Here is a 15,392-nt window from a genome sequence, read left to right on the forward strand (position 1 = left end):
CACCAACACAATCCCCTGCGCCGCGGGCGGTGGCGCCGGCTGGGTGCTGCTCGCACCCAAAAAAAGAAGGGCCGCTGCGCAGCCCAGCGGGAGCAAGCGCCCTCGCCACAAAAGCATCATGCAACAACATCCTGCAACACCCAAAACGCCCCGCCATCCACCGATGCCGGGGCGTTTTGCCGTCTACCATTCAACTTGCCCCACCCGAGGCCGACAAACTGGCAATATCAGGCCTTTGCCTCACGGAGAAATGGACATGCTTCTACGTACCCTGCTGACCCTCCTGCTGCTGGGTGGCAGCCTGTCAGCCATGGCCGACACGCAAATCGTGCCGCTGAACTACCGCACCAGCGCCGACCTGTTGCCGGTGGCACAGAACTTCATCGGCAAGGACGGCCAGGTCAGCGCCTACGGCAACCAACTGATCGTCAATGCCGAGCCCGGCAAGATTGAAGAACTCCGGCAATTCCTCGCCCAACTGGACACCGCGCCCAAGCGCCTGCTGATCACCGTCGATACCAACGAAAACAACCTGCAGGGCGACCAGGGTTATTCCATCAACGGCGCCGCGCCCAGCCAGACCCGCATCATCAACCGCAGCACCGCCAGCCGTGACGGCGGCGTGCAGCAGGTGCAAGCCAGCGAAGGCCAGCCGGCGCTGATCCAGGTCGGCCAGAGCGTACCGTTCACCAGCAGCCAGACCGACAACTACGGCCGCCTGCAAAGCCAGACCGAATACCGTAACGTCACCCAGGGTTTCTATGTCACCGCCAGCGTCACTGGTGAAACCGTTCACCTGAGCATCAGTACCAACCGTGACCGCATGAGCCAGGAACGTCCCGATGTAGTGAACGTTCAGAGTACCGACACAACGGTCAGCGGACGCCTGGGCGAATGGATCACCCTGGCCGGGGTGAATCGCCAGACTCAGGCCGACAAACAGGGCCTGACCCGCAGCTACTCGACCCAGGGACGCGACGACATGATTTTGCGGGTCAAGGTCGATACCCTGAACTGAAGCACCAAAAACTGACTGATGAGTCGTATTAGACCAAAGATGTAGTGCCACAAAAAAAGCACTACAAAACGTTTGACGAGCCAAAAAACCGAAGGCATGATGGCCTCGCTCCCGCTAATCAGGGGCCCTGGCAAGGGCCTTCGGGTCGACGCTTGCAACTACCCTGCGAGCCGATTCGTGTCTGTACCGCCCACAAGGTGTGTTTGACGAGGTTGCGACTGGAACGAAGTTGTCCCGAGGGACGGAAGCGAAACTAGGTAACCCGGCATCACTCTGAGTTCGTATGAAAGGCCCACGACGCCCGAATGCGCCCGCAGTTCGCCCCTACCTGCTCACTTTCCCCTCGAGCCCATCGTTCATCCCGTCGCCACCTCGCCTGAACCGACTTGTACGCCAGCCCCCTGGTCGGCAGGAGCAGGAATTTTCCACCAAGACCTATGCGACGAGGTTTATCTCCATGGCACTGACACGCGAACAGCAAATTGCAGCCCTTGAAAAAGACTGGGCTGAAAACCCGCGCTGGAAAGGCGTGAAGCGCAATTATTCCGCTGCTGACGTCGTCCGTCTGCGTGGCTCGGTTCAACCTGAGCACACCTTTGCGAAGATGGGCGCCGAGAAGCTCTGGAACCTGGTCACCCAGGGCGCCAAGCCAGCCTTCCGTCCCGAGAAAGATTTCGTCAACTGCATGGGCGCCCTGACCGGCGGCCCGGCCGTACAGCAAGTCAAGGCCGGCATCCAGGCGATCTACCTGGCGGGCTGGCAAGTGGCCGCGGACAACAACTCCGCCGAGTCGATGTACCCCGACCAGTCGCTTTACCCAGTGGACTCGGTTCCAACCGTGGTCAAGCGCATCAACAACTCGTTCCGTCGCGCCGACCAGATCCAGTGGAAAGCCGGCAAGAACCCGGGCGACGAAGGCTACATCGACTACTTCGCACCGATCGTGGCTGACGCTGAAGCCGGTTTCGGTGGCGTCCTGAACGCCTACGAGCTGATGAAGAGCATGATCGAGGCAGGCGCCGCTGGCGTTCACTTCGAAGACCAACTGGCTTCGGTGAAGAAATGCGGCCACATGGGTGGCAAGGTCCTGGTGCCGACCCAGGAAGCCGTGCAGAAGCTGACCGCCGCCCGCCTGGCCGCCGACGTTGCCGGTGTACCGACCATCATCCTGGCCCGTACCGACGCCAACGCCGCCGACCTGCTGACCTCGGACTGCGACCCGTACGACCAGCCGTTCGTGACCGGCACCCGTACCCAGGAAGGCTTCTACAAAGTGCGCGCCGGTCTCGACCAGGCCATCGCCCGCGGCCTGGCCTATGCGCCGTACGCCGACCTGATCTGGTGCGAAACCGCCAAGCCGGACCTGGACGAAGCCCGTCGCTTCGCCGAAGCGATCAAGAAGGAATACCCGGACCAACTGCTGTCGTACAACTGCTCGCCTTCCTTCAACTGGAAGAAAAACCTGGACGACGCGACCATCGCCAAGTTCCAGCGCGAACTGTCCGCCATGGGCTACAAGCACCAGTTCATCACCCTGGCCGGCATTCACAACATGTGGCACAGCATGTTCAACCTGGCGCACGACTACGCCCGCAACGACATGACTGCCTACGTGAAGCTGCAAGAGCAGGAGTTCGCTGACGCCGCCAAGGGCTACACCTTCGTGGCTCACCAGCAGGAAGTGGGCACCGGCTACTTCGACGACATGACCACCGTGATCCAGGGCGGCACTTCGTCGGTGACCGCACTGACCGGCTCCACCGAAGAAGAACAGTTCCACTGATCCATGAGCTAAACGGCCCTTGCGGACCGAATAAAAGCTAACCGCAAAGCCGACGATCTGACGCCCCGACTGGTTCGGGGCTTTTTTTTGCCTATGCTTTGGCAGCAATGTAGTCGCATGAAATGATTCCGTGGCGAGGGAGCTTGCTCCCGCTGGCTGCGCAGCAGCCTTTTTGTGAGCGCTTCGCGCTCAAGCGGGAGCAAGCTCCCTCGCCACAAGATTCAGACAAGCCTTAAGGAAGCGCTCCTACAGGAAAGACAAAAAAATTGATCGAACGCAGTATCAGGCAGTCTGAAAAAGAGTAAAACGGCCGGCGCTGACAACTGCAGTTAACGAGCATGTAAGAAAAGTTCTCAGCCACTGCGTCGCAGTATTGATCAAAAGCCATGCCAAACAATAATAATTATCATTTAGCTGGAGCTTTCCTTGTTACAACCTGCACGAAATATAATTGCTGAATAACGGGTCAATGCCCGCCCCGCCGGGGCTGCGGGGTCATGGAGGCGCGCTATGTCCTTATTCCAATAAATAATTTCGCTATAGGAATTTTACTTGCCCGGTGTTTAGCCATAAAATCACCGCGATTGATTGCTGCGACATATCGTCACTGCGTTATTTCATTCAAGCTCAGAGACCTTTGCTCTCTGTTAAGGATTTCCAGCATGTCCGAAGCGACAGGACTCATGGCCCACAATTGGGGCTTTGCCATTTTCCTTCTGGGCGTTGTTGGCCTGTGTGCTTTCATGCTCGGCGTGTCGAGCCTGCTTGGGTCAAAAGCCTGGGGCCGCAGCAAAAATGAACCGTTCGAGTCCGGCATGCTACCTACCGGTGGCGCCCGCTTGCGGCTCTCAGCCAAATTCTATCTGGTCGCGATGCTGTTCGTGATCTTCGATATCGAAGCCCTCTTTCTCTTTGCATGGTCTGTGTCCGTCCGCGAAAGCGGCTGGACCGGATTCGTCGAAGCTCTCGTTTTCATAGCAATTCTGTTGGCAGGTCTTGTCTACCTTTACCGGGTGGGGGCACTTGATTGGGCTCCGGAAGCTCGGCGCAAGCGGCAAGCGAAGCTGAAACAATGAGGCTTTGGCAATGCAATACAATCTCACCAGGATCGACCCCGATGCTCCTAACGAGCAGTATCCGATTGGCAAGCGGGAAACCGTCGCCGATCCGTTAGAAGATCAAGTCCACAAGAACATCTTCATGGGCAAGCTCGAAGACGTGCTGAACAGCACGGTCAACTGGGGTCGCAAGAACTCCCTGTGGCCGTACAACTTCGGCCTTTCGTGCTGCTACGTGGAAATGACCACCGCCTTCACGGCGCCCCACGACATCGCGCGCTTTGGCGCCGAGGTGATCCGGGCATCGCCGCGCCAGGCGGATTTCATGGTTATCGCCGGGACCTGCTTCATCAAGATGGCGCCGATCATCCAGCGTCTCTACGAGCAAATGCTCGAACCCAAGTGGGTCATCTCCATGGGTTCGTGCGCCAACTCCGGTGGCATGTACGACATCTATTCCGTCGTTCAAGGCGTGGACAAATTCCTGCCCGTGGACGTCTACGTGCCTGGCTGCCCACCTCGCCCTGAAGCGTTCCTGCAAGGCTTGATGCTGTTGCAGGAGTCGATTGGCCAGGAGCGTCGCCCACTGTCCTGGGTCGTTGGCGATCAAGGCGTCTATCGCGCCGAGATGCCGTCGCAAAAGGAACAGCGCCGCGAACAGCGTATCGCAGTCACCAACCTGCGCAGCCCCGACGAAGTCTGATCCAGCTCTGCTCTGTACAAGAAACGAGAACCTGGCTTCATTCTTTACGTTGACCGAAAGCGATAAATAACCATGACTACAGGCAGTGCTCTGTACATCCCGCCTTACAAGGCAGACGACCAGGATGTGGTCGTCGAACTGAACAACCGTTTTGGCCCCGAGGCGTTCACCGCCCAGCCGACCCGCACCGGCATGCCGGTGCTTTGGGTTGCCCGCGCCAAACTCGTCGAAGTCCTGACCTTCCTGCGCAACCTGCCCAAGCCGTACGTCATGCTCTATGACCTGCACGGCGTAGACGAGCGCCTGCGCACCAAGCGTCAAGGGCTGCCCGACGGCGTCGACTTCACCGTGTTCTATCACTTGATGTCGATCGAGCGTAATAGTGACGTAATGATCAAGGTCGCCTTGTCCGAGAGCGACCTCAGCGTGCCGACCGTGACCGGCATCTGGCCGAACGCCAACTGGTACGAGCGTGAAGTGTGGGACATGTACGGGATCGATTTCCCCGGCCACCCGCACCTGACCCGCATCATGATGCCGCCGACCTGGGAAGGTCACCCGCTGCGCAAGGACTTCCCGGCCCGTGCCACCGAGTTCGACCCGTTCAGCCTGTCCCTGGCCAAGCAACAGCTCGAGGAAGAAGCCGCACGCTTCAAGCCTGAAGACTGGGGCATGAAGCGTTCGGGCGCCAACGAGGACTACATGTTCCTCAACCTGGGCCCGAACCACCCTTCGGCCCACGGTGCCTTCCGCATCATCCTGCAGCTGGACGGCGAAGAGATCGTCGACTGCGTCCCGGACATCGGCTACCACCACCGTGGCGCCGAGAAAATGGCCGAGCGCCAGTCCTGGCACAGCTTCATCCCGTACACCGACCGTATCGACTACCTCGGCGGCGTGATGAACAACCTGCCGTACGTGCTCTCGGTGGAGAAACTCGCCGGGATCAAGGTTCCGGAGAAGGTCGACGTCATTCGCATCATGATGGCCGAGTTCTTCCGCATCACCAGCCACCTGCTGTTCCTGGGCACCTACATCCAGGACGTCGGCGCGATGACCCCGGTGTTCTTCACCTTCACCGACCGCCAGCGCGCGTACACGGTGATCGAAGCCATCACCGGTTTCCGCCTGCACCCGGCCTGGTACCGCATCGGTGGCGTGGCCCACGACCTGCCCCGCGGCTGGGAGAAACTGGTCAAGGACTTCGTCGAGTGGATGCCCAAGCGCCTGGACGAATACACCAAGGCAGCCCTGCAGAACAGCATCCTCAAGGGTCGTACCATCGGCGTCGCCGCCTACAACACCAAGGAGGCCCTGGAATGGGGCGTCACCGGTGCTGGCCTGCGTTCCACCGGTTGCGACTTCGACCTGCGCAAGGCGCGTCCGTATTCCGGCTACGAGAACTTCGAGTTCGAAGTACCGCTGGCGGCCAACGGTGACGCCTACGACCGCTGCATGGTCCGCGTCGAGGAAATGCGCCAGAGCATCAAGATCATCGACCAGTGCCTGCGCAACATGCCGGAAGGCCCGTACAAGGCGGATCACCCGCTGACCACGCCGCCGCCAAAAGAGCGCACGCTGCAACACATCGAGACCCTGATCACGCACTTCCTGCAGGTTTCGTGGGGCCCGGTCATGCCGGCCAACGAATCCTTCCAGATGATCGAAGCGACCAAGGGCATCAACAGTTATTACCTGACGAGCGATGGCGGCACCATGAGCTACCGCACCCGGATTCGTACCCCAAGCTACCCGCACCTGCAGCAGATCCCTTCGGTGATCAAAGGCAGCATGGTCGCGGACTTGATCGCGTACCTGGGTAGTATCGATTTCGTTATGGCCGACGTGGACCGCTAAGCATGAACAGCACGCTTATCCAGACTGACCGTTTCGCCCTGAGCGAAACCGAGCGCTCGGCCATCGAGCACGAGCTGCATCACTACGAAGACCCGCGCGCGGCGTCGATCGAAGCCCTGAAGATCGTCCAGAAGGAACGTGGCTGGGTGCCTGATGGCGCGCTCTACGCCATCGGCGAGATCCTCGGCATCCCGGCCAGCGACGTCGAGGGCGTAGCCACCTTCTACAGCCAGATTTTCCGCCAGCCAGTGGGCCGTCACATCATTCGTGTCTGCGACAGCATGGTCTGCTACATCGGCGGCCACGAATCGGTGGTCGGCGAGATCCAGAGCAAGCTGGGCATCGGCCTGGGCCAGACCACCGCCGACGGCCGCTTCACGCTGCTGCCGGTGTGCTGCCTGGGCAACTGCGACAAGGCACCGGCGTTGATGATCGACGACGACACCTTCGGTGACGTCAAGCCTGACGGCGTCGCCAAACTGCTGGAGGGCTACGTATGACCCTGACTTCCTTCGGGCCCGCCAACCGCATCCAGCGTTCGGCCGAAACCCATCCCCTGACCTGGCGTCTGCGTGACGACGGCGAAGCGGTGTGGCTGGACGAATACCAGGCCAAGAACGGCTACGCCGCCGCGCGCAAGGCGTTCGCCGACATGGCCGGCGACGACATCGTCCAGACCGTGAAAGACGCCGGCCTCAAGGGCCGTGGTGGCGCGGGCTTCCCCACCGGGGTGAAGTGGGGCCTGATGCCCAAGGACGAATCCATCAACATCCGCTACCTGCTGTGCAACGCGGATGAAATGGAACCCAACACCTGGAAGGACCGCATGCTGATGGAGCAACTGCCCCATCTGCTGATCGAAGGCATGCTGATCAGCGCCCGTGCGCTGAAGACCTACCGTGGCTACATCTTCCTGCGCGGCGAGTACACCACCGCCGCCAAGCACCTGAACCGTGCCGTGGAAGAAGCCAAGGCCGCGGGCCTGTTGGGCAAGAACATCCTGGGCAGCGGCTTCGACTTCGAGCTGTGCGTCCACACCGGTGCCGGGCGCTACATCTGCGGTGAAGAAACCGCACTGAGCAACTCCCTGGAAGGCCGCCGCGCCAACCCACGCTCCAAGCCGCCCTTCCCTGCCGCCGTCGGCGTGGGGGGCAAGCCGACCTGCGTGAACAACGTCGAGACCCTGTGCAACGTGCCGGCGATCATCGCCGCCGGCGTGGACTGGTACAAATCCCTGGCCCGCGACGGCAGCGAAGACATGGGCACCAAGCTCATGGGCTTCTCCGGCAAGGTCAAGAACCCTGGCCTGTGGGAATTGCCATTCGGCGTCACCGGTCGCGAGCTGTTCGAAGACTACGCCGGCGGCATGCGCGACGGCTATACGCTCAAGTGCTGGCAGCCTGGCGGCGCCGGCACCGGCTTCCTGTTGCCGGAGCACCTGGACGCCCAGATGTACGCTGGCGGCATCGCCAAGGTCGGCACCCGCATGGGCACCGGCCTGGCCATGGCGGTGGACGACAGCGTCAACATGGTCTCGCTGCTGCGCAACATGGAGCAGTTCTTCGCGCGCGAATCCTGCGGTTTCTGCACCCCTTGCCGCGACGGCCTGCCCTGGAGCGTCAAGCTGCTGATGGCCATCGAGAACGGCGAAGGCCAGCCCGGCGACATCGAGACCCTGCTGGGTCTGGTGGGTTTCCTCGGCCCAGGCAAGACCTTCTGTGCTCACGCACCGGGTGCCGTGGAGCCGTTGGGCAGCGCGATCAAATACTTCCGCCCTGAATTCGAGGCCGGCATCGCGCCAACCCGCGCGGGCGACCTCAATCAGGTGGTCACGCCGACCATGGTCGGCGCGTAACGACGCTTTAGAAGGCGCAGGGTCCGTGCCCTGCGCCTTTCGTCCGATGACGCCTTTTACCAGGCTGTTTGGATTCGGACGAACGACAAGATTCCATTAGCCACGCCCGCTGACACCGGGCCAACGAAGAACTTTGAACCATGGCCACTATCCACGTAGACGGCAAAGAGCTCGAAGTCGATGGCGCAGACAACCTGTTACAGGCATGTCTGTCGCTGGGCCTCGACATCCCTTATTTCTGCTGGCACCCCGCCCTTGGCAGCGTTGGCGCTTGTCGCCAGTGCGCAGTCAAGCAGTACACCGACGAAAACGACAAGCGTGGTCGGATCGTCATGTCCTGCATGACCCCTGCCACCGACGGCAGCTGGATCTCCATCGACGATGAAGAAGCGAAAGTGTTTCGCGCCAGCGTCGTCGAATGGCTGATGACCAACCACCCTCACGACTGCCCGGTCTGTGAGGAAGGCGGCCACTGCCACCTGCAAGACATGACCGTGATGACCGGCCACAACGAGCGCCGTTATCGCTTCACCAAGCGCACCCACCAGAACCAGCAACTGGGCCCGTTCATCTCCCACGAGATGAACCGCTGCATCGCCTGCTACCGTTGCGTGCGTTTCTACAAGGACTACGCCGGCGGCACCGACCTGGGCGTGTTCGGCGCCCACGACAACGTGTACTTCGGTCGCGTTGAAGACGGCACCCTGGAAAGCGAATTCTCCGGCAACCTCACCGAGGTCTGCCCCACCGGCGTGTTCACCGACAAGACCCACTCCGAGCGCTACAACCGCAAGTGGGACATGCAGTTCTCGCCGAGCATCTGCCATGGCTGCTCCAGCGGTTGCAACATTTCCCCGGGCGAACGCTACGGCGAATTGCGTCGCATCGAAAACCGCTACAACGGCTCGGTCAACCAGTACTTCCTGTGCGACCGTGGCCGTTTCGGCTACGGCTATGTCAATCGCAAGGATCGCCCACGCCAGCCGCTGCTGGCGGGCGGCGCCACGCTGAGCCTGGACGAAGCCCTGGACAAGGCCGCCGAGCTGCTGCGCGGTCGCAACATTGTCGGCATCGGTTCGCCTCGCGCCAGCCTGGAAAGCAACCACGCCCTGCGTGAGCTGGTTGGCGCCGAGCACTTCTACAGCGGCATCGAAGCCGGCGAGCTGGAACGCATCCGCCTGGTACTGCAAGTACTCAAGGACAGCCCGCTGCCCGTGCCGACGATGCGCGACATCGAAGACCACGACGCGGTGTTCGTCCTTGGCGAAGACCTGACCCAGACCGCCGCCCGCATGGCCCTGGCCCTGCGCCAGTCGGTCAAGGGCAAGGCCGAGGCCATGGCCGACGCCATGCGCGTGCAGCCATGGCTCGACGCCGCCGTGAAGAACATCGGCCAGGACGCGTTGAACCCACTGTTCATCGCCAGCCTCGCTGAAACCAAGCTCGACGACGTGGCCGAAGAATGCGTCCACGCCGCCCCGGACGACCTGGCCCGCATCGGTTTCGCCGTGGCCCACGCCCTGGACGCCAGCGCCCCGGCTGTCGACGGCCTGGACAGCGAAGCGGCCGCCCTCGCCCAACGCATCGCCGACGCCCTGCTGGCGGCCACGCGCCCCTTGATCATCGCTGGCACCTCCCTGGGTTCCAAGGCGCTGATCGAAGCCGCCGCCAACATCGCCAAGGCCTTGAAGCTGCGGGAGAAGAACGGTTCCATCAGCCTGATCGTGCCGGAAGCCAACAGCCTCGGCCTGGCCATGCTCGGTGGCGAATCGGTCGATGCAGCCCTGCAAGCCGTGATCGACGGCAACGCCGACGCCATCGTCGTGCTGGAGAACGATCTGTTCACCCGCACTGACAAGGCCAAGGTCGATGCCGCGTTGAACGCCGCCAAGGTTGTGATCGTCGCCGACCATCAGAAAACCGCCACCACCGACCGCGCCCACCTGGTGCTGCCGGCGGCGAGCTTTGCCGAAGGCGACGGTACGCTGGTCAGTCAGGAAGGTCGCGCCCAGCGCTTCTTCCAGGTGTTCGACCCGACTTACCTGGACGCCAGCATCCTGGTCCACGAAGGCTGGCGCTGGCTGCATGCCCTGCGCGCCACCCTGCTGGACCAGCCGATCGACTGGACGCAACTGGACCACGTCACCGCCGCCGTCGCGTCGAGCAGCCCGCAACTGGCGCGCATCGTCGATGCCGCGCCATCGGCCGCGTTCCGCATCAAGGGCCTGAAGCTGGCCCGCGAACCGCTGCGCTACTCCGGTCGCACGGCGATGCGCGCCAACATCAGTGTCCACGAACCCCGCACGTCCCAGGACAAGGACACCGCGTTCTCGTTCTCCATGGAAGGTTACTCGGGCTCCGCCGAACCGCGCTCGCAAGTGCCGTTCGCCTGGTCGCCGGGCTGGAACTCGCCGCAAGCCTGGAACAAGTTCCAGGACGAAGTCGGTGGTCACCTGCGTGCCGGTGACCCGGGCACCCGCCTGATCGAAAGCCAGGGCGATGGCCTGGGCTGGTTCGCCGCCGTTCCGCGTGCCTTCAACCCGGCACCGGGCACCTGGCAGGTCGTGCCGTTCCATCACTTGTTCGGCAGCGAAGAGAACTCTTCCAAAGCCGCACCGGTGCAGGAACGCATCCCCGCCGCCTACGTGTCGCTCGCCAAGTCGGAAGCCGATCGCCTGGGCGTCAACGACGGTGCGCTGCTGAGCCTGAACGTGGCCGGCCAGACCCTGCGTCTGCCGCTGCGCATCAATGAAGAACTGGGCGCCGGCCTGGTGGCCCTGCCGGCTGGCCTGGCGGGTATTCCACCGGCGATTTTCGGCAAGACTGTCGACGGTCTGCAGGAGGCAGCGCAATGAGCTGGTTCACCCCTGAAGTGATCGCTGTGATCCTGACGGTCCTCAAGGCCATCGTGATCCTGCTGGCCGTGGTGGTTTGCGGCGCGTTGCTGAGCTTCGTCGAACGTCGCCTGCTGGGCTGGTGGCAGGACCGCTACGGTCCGAACCGCGTCGGCCCGTTCGGCATGTTCCAGATCGCCGCCGACATGATCAAGATGTTCTTCAAGGAAGACTGGACACCACCGTTTGCCGACAAGGTGATCTTCACCCTGGCACCGATCGTGGCCATGAGCGCCTTGCTGATCGCCTTCGCGATCATCCCGATCACCCCGACTTGGGGCGTGGCGGACCTGAACATCGGCCTGCTGTTCTTCTTCGCCATGGCCGGCCTGTCGGTGTACGCGGTGCTGTTCGCCGGCTGGTCGAGCAACAACAAGTTCGCCCTGCTGGGCAGCCTGCGGGCCTCGGCCCAGACCGTGTCCTACGAAGTGTTCATGGGCCTGGCGCTCATGGGCATCGTGATCCAGGCCGGCTCGTTCAACATGCGCGACATCGTCGAGTACCAGGCCCAGAACCTGTGGTTCATCATTCCGCAGTTCTTCGGTTTCTGTACCTTCTTCATCGCTGGCGTGGCCGTGACTCACCGTCACCCCTTCGACCAGCCGGAAGCGGAGCAGGAACTGGCCGACGGTTACCACATTGAATATGCCGGCATGAAGTGGGGCATGTTCTTCGTCGGTGAATACATCGGCATCATCCTGATCTCGGCACTGCTGGTAACGCTGTTCTTCGGTGGCTGGCACGGTCCGTTCGGCATCCTGCCGCAACTGTCCTTCGTCTGGTTCGCCCTGAAGACCGCGTTCTTCATCATGCTGTTCGTCCTGCTACGCGCCTCGATCCCGCGCCCACGCTACGACCAGGTGATGGACTTCAGCTGGAAATTCTGCCTGCCGCTGACCCTGATCAACATGCTGGTGACCGCTGCGATCGTTTTGATGAACGCGCCTGCGGCCGCGGTTCAGTGAGGATTTGACCCATGTTCAAATATATTGGCGACATCGTTAAGTGTACCGGTACCCAACTGCGGAGCCTGGTCATGATCTTCGGCCATGGCTTTCGCAAACGCGACACCCTGCAATACCCGGAAGAGGCGGTCTATCTGGCGCCCCGCTACCGTGGCCGCATCGTCCTGACCCGCGACCCCGACGGCGAAGAGCGCTGCGTGGCCTGCAACCTGTGCGCCGTGGCGTGCCCGGTGGGTTGCATCTCGCTGCAGAAAGCTGAAACCGAAGACGGTCGCTGGTACCCGGACTTCTTCCGCATCAACTTCTCGCGCTGCATTTTCTGCGGCCTCTGCGAGGAAGCGTGCCCGACCACCGCGATCCAGCTCACGCCGGATTTCGAAATGGCCGAGTTCAAACGTCAGGACCTGGTGTACGAGAAAGAAGATCTGCTGATTTCCGGTCCCGGTAAAAACCCTGATTACAACTTCTATCGTGTTGCAGGTATGGCCATTGCCGGTAAGCCAAAAGGCGCCGCGCAGAACGAAGCCGAACCGATCAACGTGAAGAGCTTGCTGCCTTAAGGAAGAAAGATGGAATTCGCTTTCTATTTCGCATCGGGTATCGCGGTGGTGTCCACGCTTCGTGTGGTCACCAACACCAACCCCGTGCACGCCCTGCTCTACCTGATCATTTCGCTGATCGCCGTGGCCATGACCTTCTTCGCCCTCGGCGCGCCGTTCGCCGGTGCCCTGGAAGTGATCGCCTACGCCGGCGCCATCATGGTGCTGTTCGTGTTCGTGGTGATGATGCTCAACCTCGGCCCGGCCGCGGTCCAGCAGGAACGCGCCTGGCTCAAGCCCGGCATCTGGGCGGGACCGGTGATCCTGTCCGCCCTGCTGCTGGGTGAACTGCTGTATGTGCTGTTCGCTCACCAGAGCGGCCAGGCCATCGGCCACACCACCGTAGACGCCAAGGCCGTGGGCATCAGCCTGTTCGGCCCGTACCTGCTGGTGGTCGAACTCGCCTCGATGCTGCTGCTTGCCGCAGCCGTCACGGCGTTCCATTTGGGCCGTAACGAGGCGAAGGAGTAATCACATGCCTGCTATCCCTCTCGAACATGGCTTGGCGGTTGCCGGCATCCTGTTCTGCCTCGGTCTGGTCGGCCTGATGGTCCGCCGCAACATCCTGTTCGTGCTGATGAGCCTGGAGGTCATGATGAATGCCTCCGCCCTGGCCTTCATCGTCGCGGGCGCTCGCTGGGCGCAACCGGATGGACAGATCATGTTCATCCTGGTGATCAGCCTGGCAGCCGCCGAGGCCAGCATCGGCCTGGCGATCCTGTTGCAGCTGTATCGCCGCTTCCACACTCTCGATATTGACGCTGCCAGCGAGATGCGCGGATGAACCTTCTCTTCCTGACTTTCATATTTCCTCTTGTCGGTTTCCTGCTGTTGTCGTTCTCCCGTGGACGCTGGTCGGAAAACCTGTCGGCGCTGGTGGGCGTGGGTTCCATCGGCCTGTCCGCCATCGTCACGGCCTACGTGATCTGGCAATTCAACGTCGCCCCACCGGAAGGTGGCCGTTACGTGCAGGTGCTGTGGCAATGGATGGCGGTGGAAGGCTTCACGCCAAACTTCGCCCTGTACCTGGACGGCCTGTCGGTGACCATGCTCGGCGTGGTGGTCGGCGTGGGTTTCCTGATCCACCTGTTCGCCTCCTGGTACATGCGCGGTGAAGCCGGTTACTCGCGCTTCTTCGCCTACACCAACCTGTTCATCGCCAGCATGCTGTTCCTGGTGCTCGGCGATAACCTGTTGTTCCTGTACTTCGGCTGGGAAGGCGTGGGCCTGTGCTCGTACCTGTTGATCGGTTTCTACTACAGCAACCGCAACAACGGCAACGCCGCGCTCAAGGCGTTCATCGTCACCCGCATCGGCGACGTGTTCATGGCCATCGGCCTGTTCATCCTGTTCCAGCAACTGGGTACGCTGAACATCCAGGAACTGCTGGTCAAGGCACCCGAGCACTTCAAGGTCGGTGACTTCTGGATCGTCCTGGCGACCCTGATGCTGCTGGGCGGCGCTGTCGGTAAATCCGCGCAACTGCCGCTGCAAACCTGGTTGGCGGACGCGATGGCTGGCCCTACCCCGGTCTCGGCACTGATCCACGCCGCGACCATGGTGACCGCCGGTGTCTACCTGATCGCCCGTACTCACGGCCTGTTCGCCCTGGCGCCGGACATCCTGCACCTGGTCGGCATCGTCGGCGGTGTGACCCTGGTGCTGGCCGGTTTTGCCGCCCTGGTGCAGACCGACATCAAGCGCATCCTCGCCTACTCGACCATGAGCCAGATCGGCTACATGTTCCTGGCCCTGGGCGTCGGTGCCTGGGAAGGCGCGATCTTCCACCTGATGACCCACGCCTTCTTCAAGGCGCTGCTGTTCCTTGCCTCCGGTGCGGTGATCGTTGCCTGCCACCACGAGCAGAACATCTTCAAGATGGGCGGCCTGTGGAAGAAACTGCCGTTGGCCTACGCCAGCTTCATCGTCGGCGGCGCGGCCCTGGCGGCCCTGCCACTGGTCACCGCCGGTTTCTACTCCAAGGACGAGATCCTCTGGGAAGCGTTCGCCAGCGGTAACCAGGGTCTGCTCTACGCGGGCCTGGTGGGTGCGTTCATGACCTCGCTGTACACCTTCCGCCTGATCTTCATCGCGTTCCACGGTGAAGCCAAGACCGAAGCCCACGCCGGCCACGGCATTGCCCACTGGCTGCCGCTGTCGGTGCTGATCGTGCTGTCGACCTTCGTCGGCGCCATGATCACCCCACCGCTGGCCGATGTGCTGCCGCAAAGCGTCGGCCATGCCGGCGGCGAAGCCAAGCACAGCCTGGAAATCGCCTCCGGCGCCATCGCCCTGGCGGGTATCCTGCTGGCTGCCCTGCTGTTCCTCGGCAAGCGTCGCTTCGTCACGGCAATCGCCAACAGCGGCATCGGGCGTTTCCTTTCGGCCTGGTGGTTCGCCGCCTGGGGCTTCGACTGGATCTACGACAAACTGTTCGTCAAGCCATACCTTGCGATCAGCCACATTCTGCGCAAAGACCCGCTCGACCAGACCATTGGCCTGATCCCGCGCATGGCCAAGGGCGGCCACACTGCCCTGAGCCGTACCGAGACCGGTCAACTGCGTTGGTATGCGGCTTCCATGGCGGCTGGCGCCGTGCTGGTTATCGGCGCCATCGTGCTGGTAGCGGTCTGATATGAACCTTGCGAACTTGCGAAAGG

The 15,392-nt window shown here is 61.9% G+C and carries 13 protein-coding genes; all 13 read left to right on the forward strand.

Annotated features, from left to right (window positions below; translation table 11 throughout):
* Positions 1-256 precede the first annotated feature (256 nt).
* The 13 genes from HGO40_RS10925 (at position 257) to nuoL (ending at position 15,366) form a co-directional block, all read left to right on the forward strand.
* A complete protein-coding gene (locus tag HGO40_RS10925; protein ID WP_186709767.1) occupies positions 257-1,018 on the forward strand; it encodes a secretin N-terminal domain-containing protein in 762 nt (253 codons plus the stop codon).
* Positions 1,019-1,475: 457 nt separating this feature from the next.
* Complete coding sequence (gene aceA, locus HGO40_RS10930) at positions 1,476-2,801, forward strand: isocitrate lyase (RefSeq protein WP_250962997.1); 1,326 nt, start codon at positions 1,476-1,478, stop codon at positions 2,799-2,801.
* 662 nt (positions 2,802-3,463) lie between these two features.
* Positions 3,464-3,877 carry an NADH-quinone oxidoreductase subunit A gene (locus tag HGO40_RS10935; protein WP_003203367.1) on the forward strand — a complete coding sequence of 138 codons (414 nt, stop codon included), beginning with the start codon at positions 3,464-3,466 and terminating at the stop codon, positions 3,875-3,877.
* A gap of 10 nt (positions 3,878-3,887) precedes the next feature.
* The gene (locus HGO40_RS10940) at positions 3,888-4,562 is read left to right on the forward strand and encodes a NuoB/complex I 20 kDa subunit family protein (RefSeq protein ID WP_030141322.1); all 675 of its coding nucleotides are present in this window, start codon (positions 3,888-3,890) and stop codon (positions 4,560-4,562) included.
* Positions 4,563-4,634: 72 nt separating this feature from the next.
* Positions 4,635-6,419: an NADH-quinone oxidoreductase subunit C/D gene (gene nuoC / locus HGO40_RS10945; RefSeq protein ID WP_207961474.1), complete on the forward strand. Its 1,785-nt coding sequence runs from the start codon at positions 4,635-4,637 to the stop codon at positions 6,417-6,419.
* 2 nt (positions 6,420-6,421) lie between these two features.
* Positions 6,422-6,919 carry an NADH-quinone oxidoreductase subunit NuoE gene (gene nuoE / locus HGO40_RS10950; protein WP_186709765.1) on the forward strand — a complete coding sequence of 166 codons (498 nt, stop codon included), beginning with the start codon at positions 6,422-6,424 and terminating at the stop codon, positions 6,917-6,919.
* Complete coding sequence (gene nuoF / locus HGO40_RS10955; protein ID WP_250962998.1) at positions 6,916-8,274, forward strand: NADH-quinone oxidoreductase subunit NuoF; 1,359 nt, start codon at positions 6,916-6,918, stop codon at positions 8,272-8,274. The genes nuoE and nuoF overlap by 4 nt, the downstream gene beginning before the upstream one ends.
* Before the next feature lie 140 nt (positions 8,275-8,414).
* Positions 8,415-11,129, forward strand: coding sequence for an NADH-quinone oxidoreductase subunit NuoG (gene nuoG / locus HGO40_RS10960; protein WP_250962999.1), 2,715 nt, complete (start codon positions 8,415-8,417; stop codon positions 11,127-11,129).
* The gene (gene nuoH, locus HGO40_RS10965) at positions 11,126-12,133 is read left to right on the forward strand and encodes an NADH-quinone oxidoreductase subunit NuoH (RefSeq protein ID WP_053123213.1); all 1,008 of its coding nucleotides are present in this window, start codon (positions 11,126-11,128) and stop codon (positions 12,131-12,133) included. The genes nuoG and nuoH overlap by 4 nt, the downstream gene beginning before the upstream one ends.
* Positions 12,134-12,144: 11 nt before the next feature.
* Positions 12,145-12,693 (forward strand): NADH-quinone oxidoreductase subunit NuoI, encoded by a 549-nt coding sequence (gene nuoI / locus HGO40_RS10970; protein WP_250963000.1) that lies wholly within the window; start codon positions 12,145-12,147, stop codon positions 12,691-12,693.
* A 9-nt stretch (positions 12,694-12,702) separates the two neighbouring features.
* Positions 12,703-13,203 carry an NADH-quinone oxidoreductase subunit J gene (gene nuoJ, locus HGO40_RS10975; RefSeq protein ID WP_186709763.1) on the forward strand — a complete coding sequence of 167 codons (501 nt, stop codon included), beginning with the start codon at positions 12,703-12,705 and terminating at the stop codon, positions 13,201-13,203.
* Between the two features lie 4 nt (positions 13,204-13,207).
* Positions 13,208-13,516, forward strand: coding sequence for an NADH-quinone oxidoreductase subunit NuoK (nuoK, locus tag HGO40_RS10980; RefSeq protein WP_003180046.1), 309 nt, complete (start codon positions 13,208-13,210; stop codon positions 13,514-13,516).
* Complete coding sequence (nuoL, locus tag HGO40_RS10985; protein ID WP_186709762.1) at positions 13,513-15,366, forward strand: NADH-quinone oxidoreductase subunit L; 1,854 nt, start codon at positions 13,513-13,515, stop codon at positions 15,364-15,366. The genes nuoK and nuoL overlap by 4 nt, the downstream gene beginning before the upstream one ends.
* The last annotated feature ends 26 nt before the right edge of the window (positions 15,367-15,392 follow it).

Origin of the sequence: Pseudomonas sp. CG7, assembly GCF_023701885.1 — a bacterium.
GTDB classification, from domain to species: Bacteria; Pseudomonadota; Gammaproteobacteria; order Pseudomonadales; family Pseudomonadaceae; genus Aquipseudomonas; species Aquipseudomonas zanjanensis.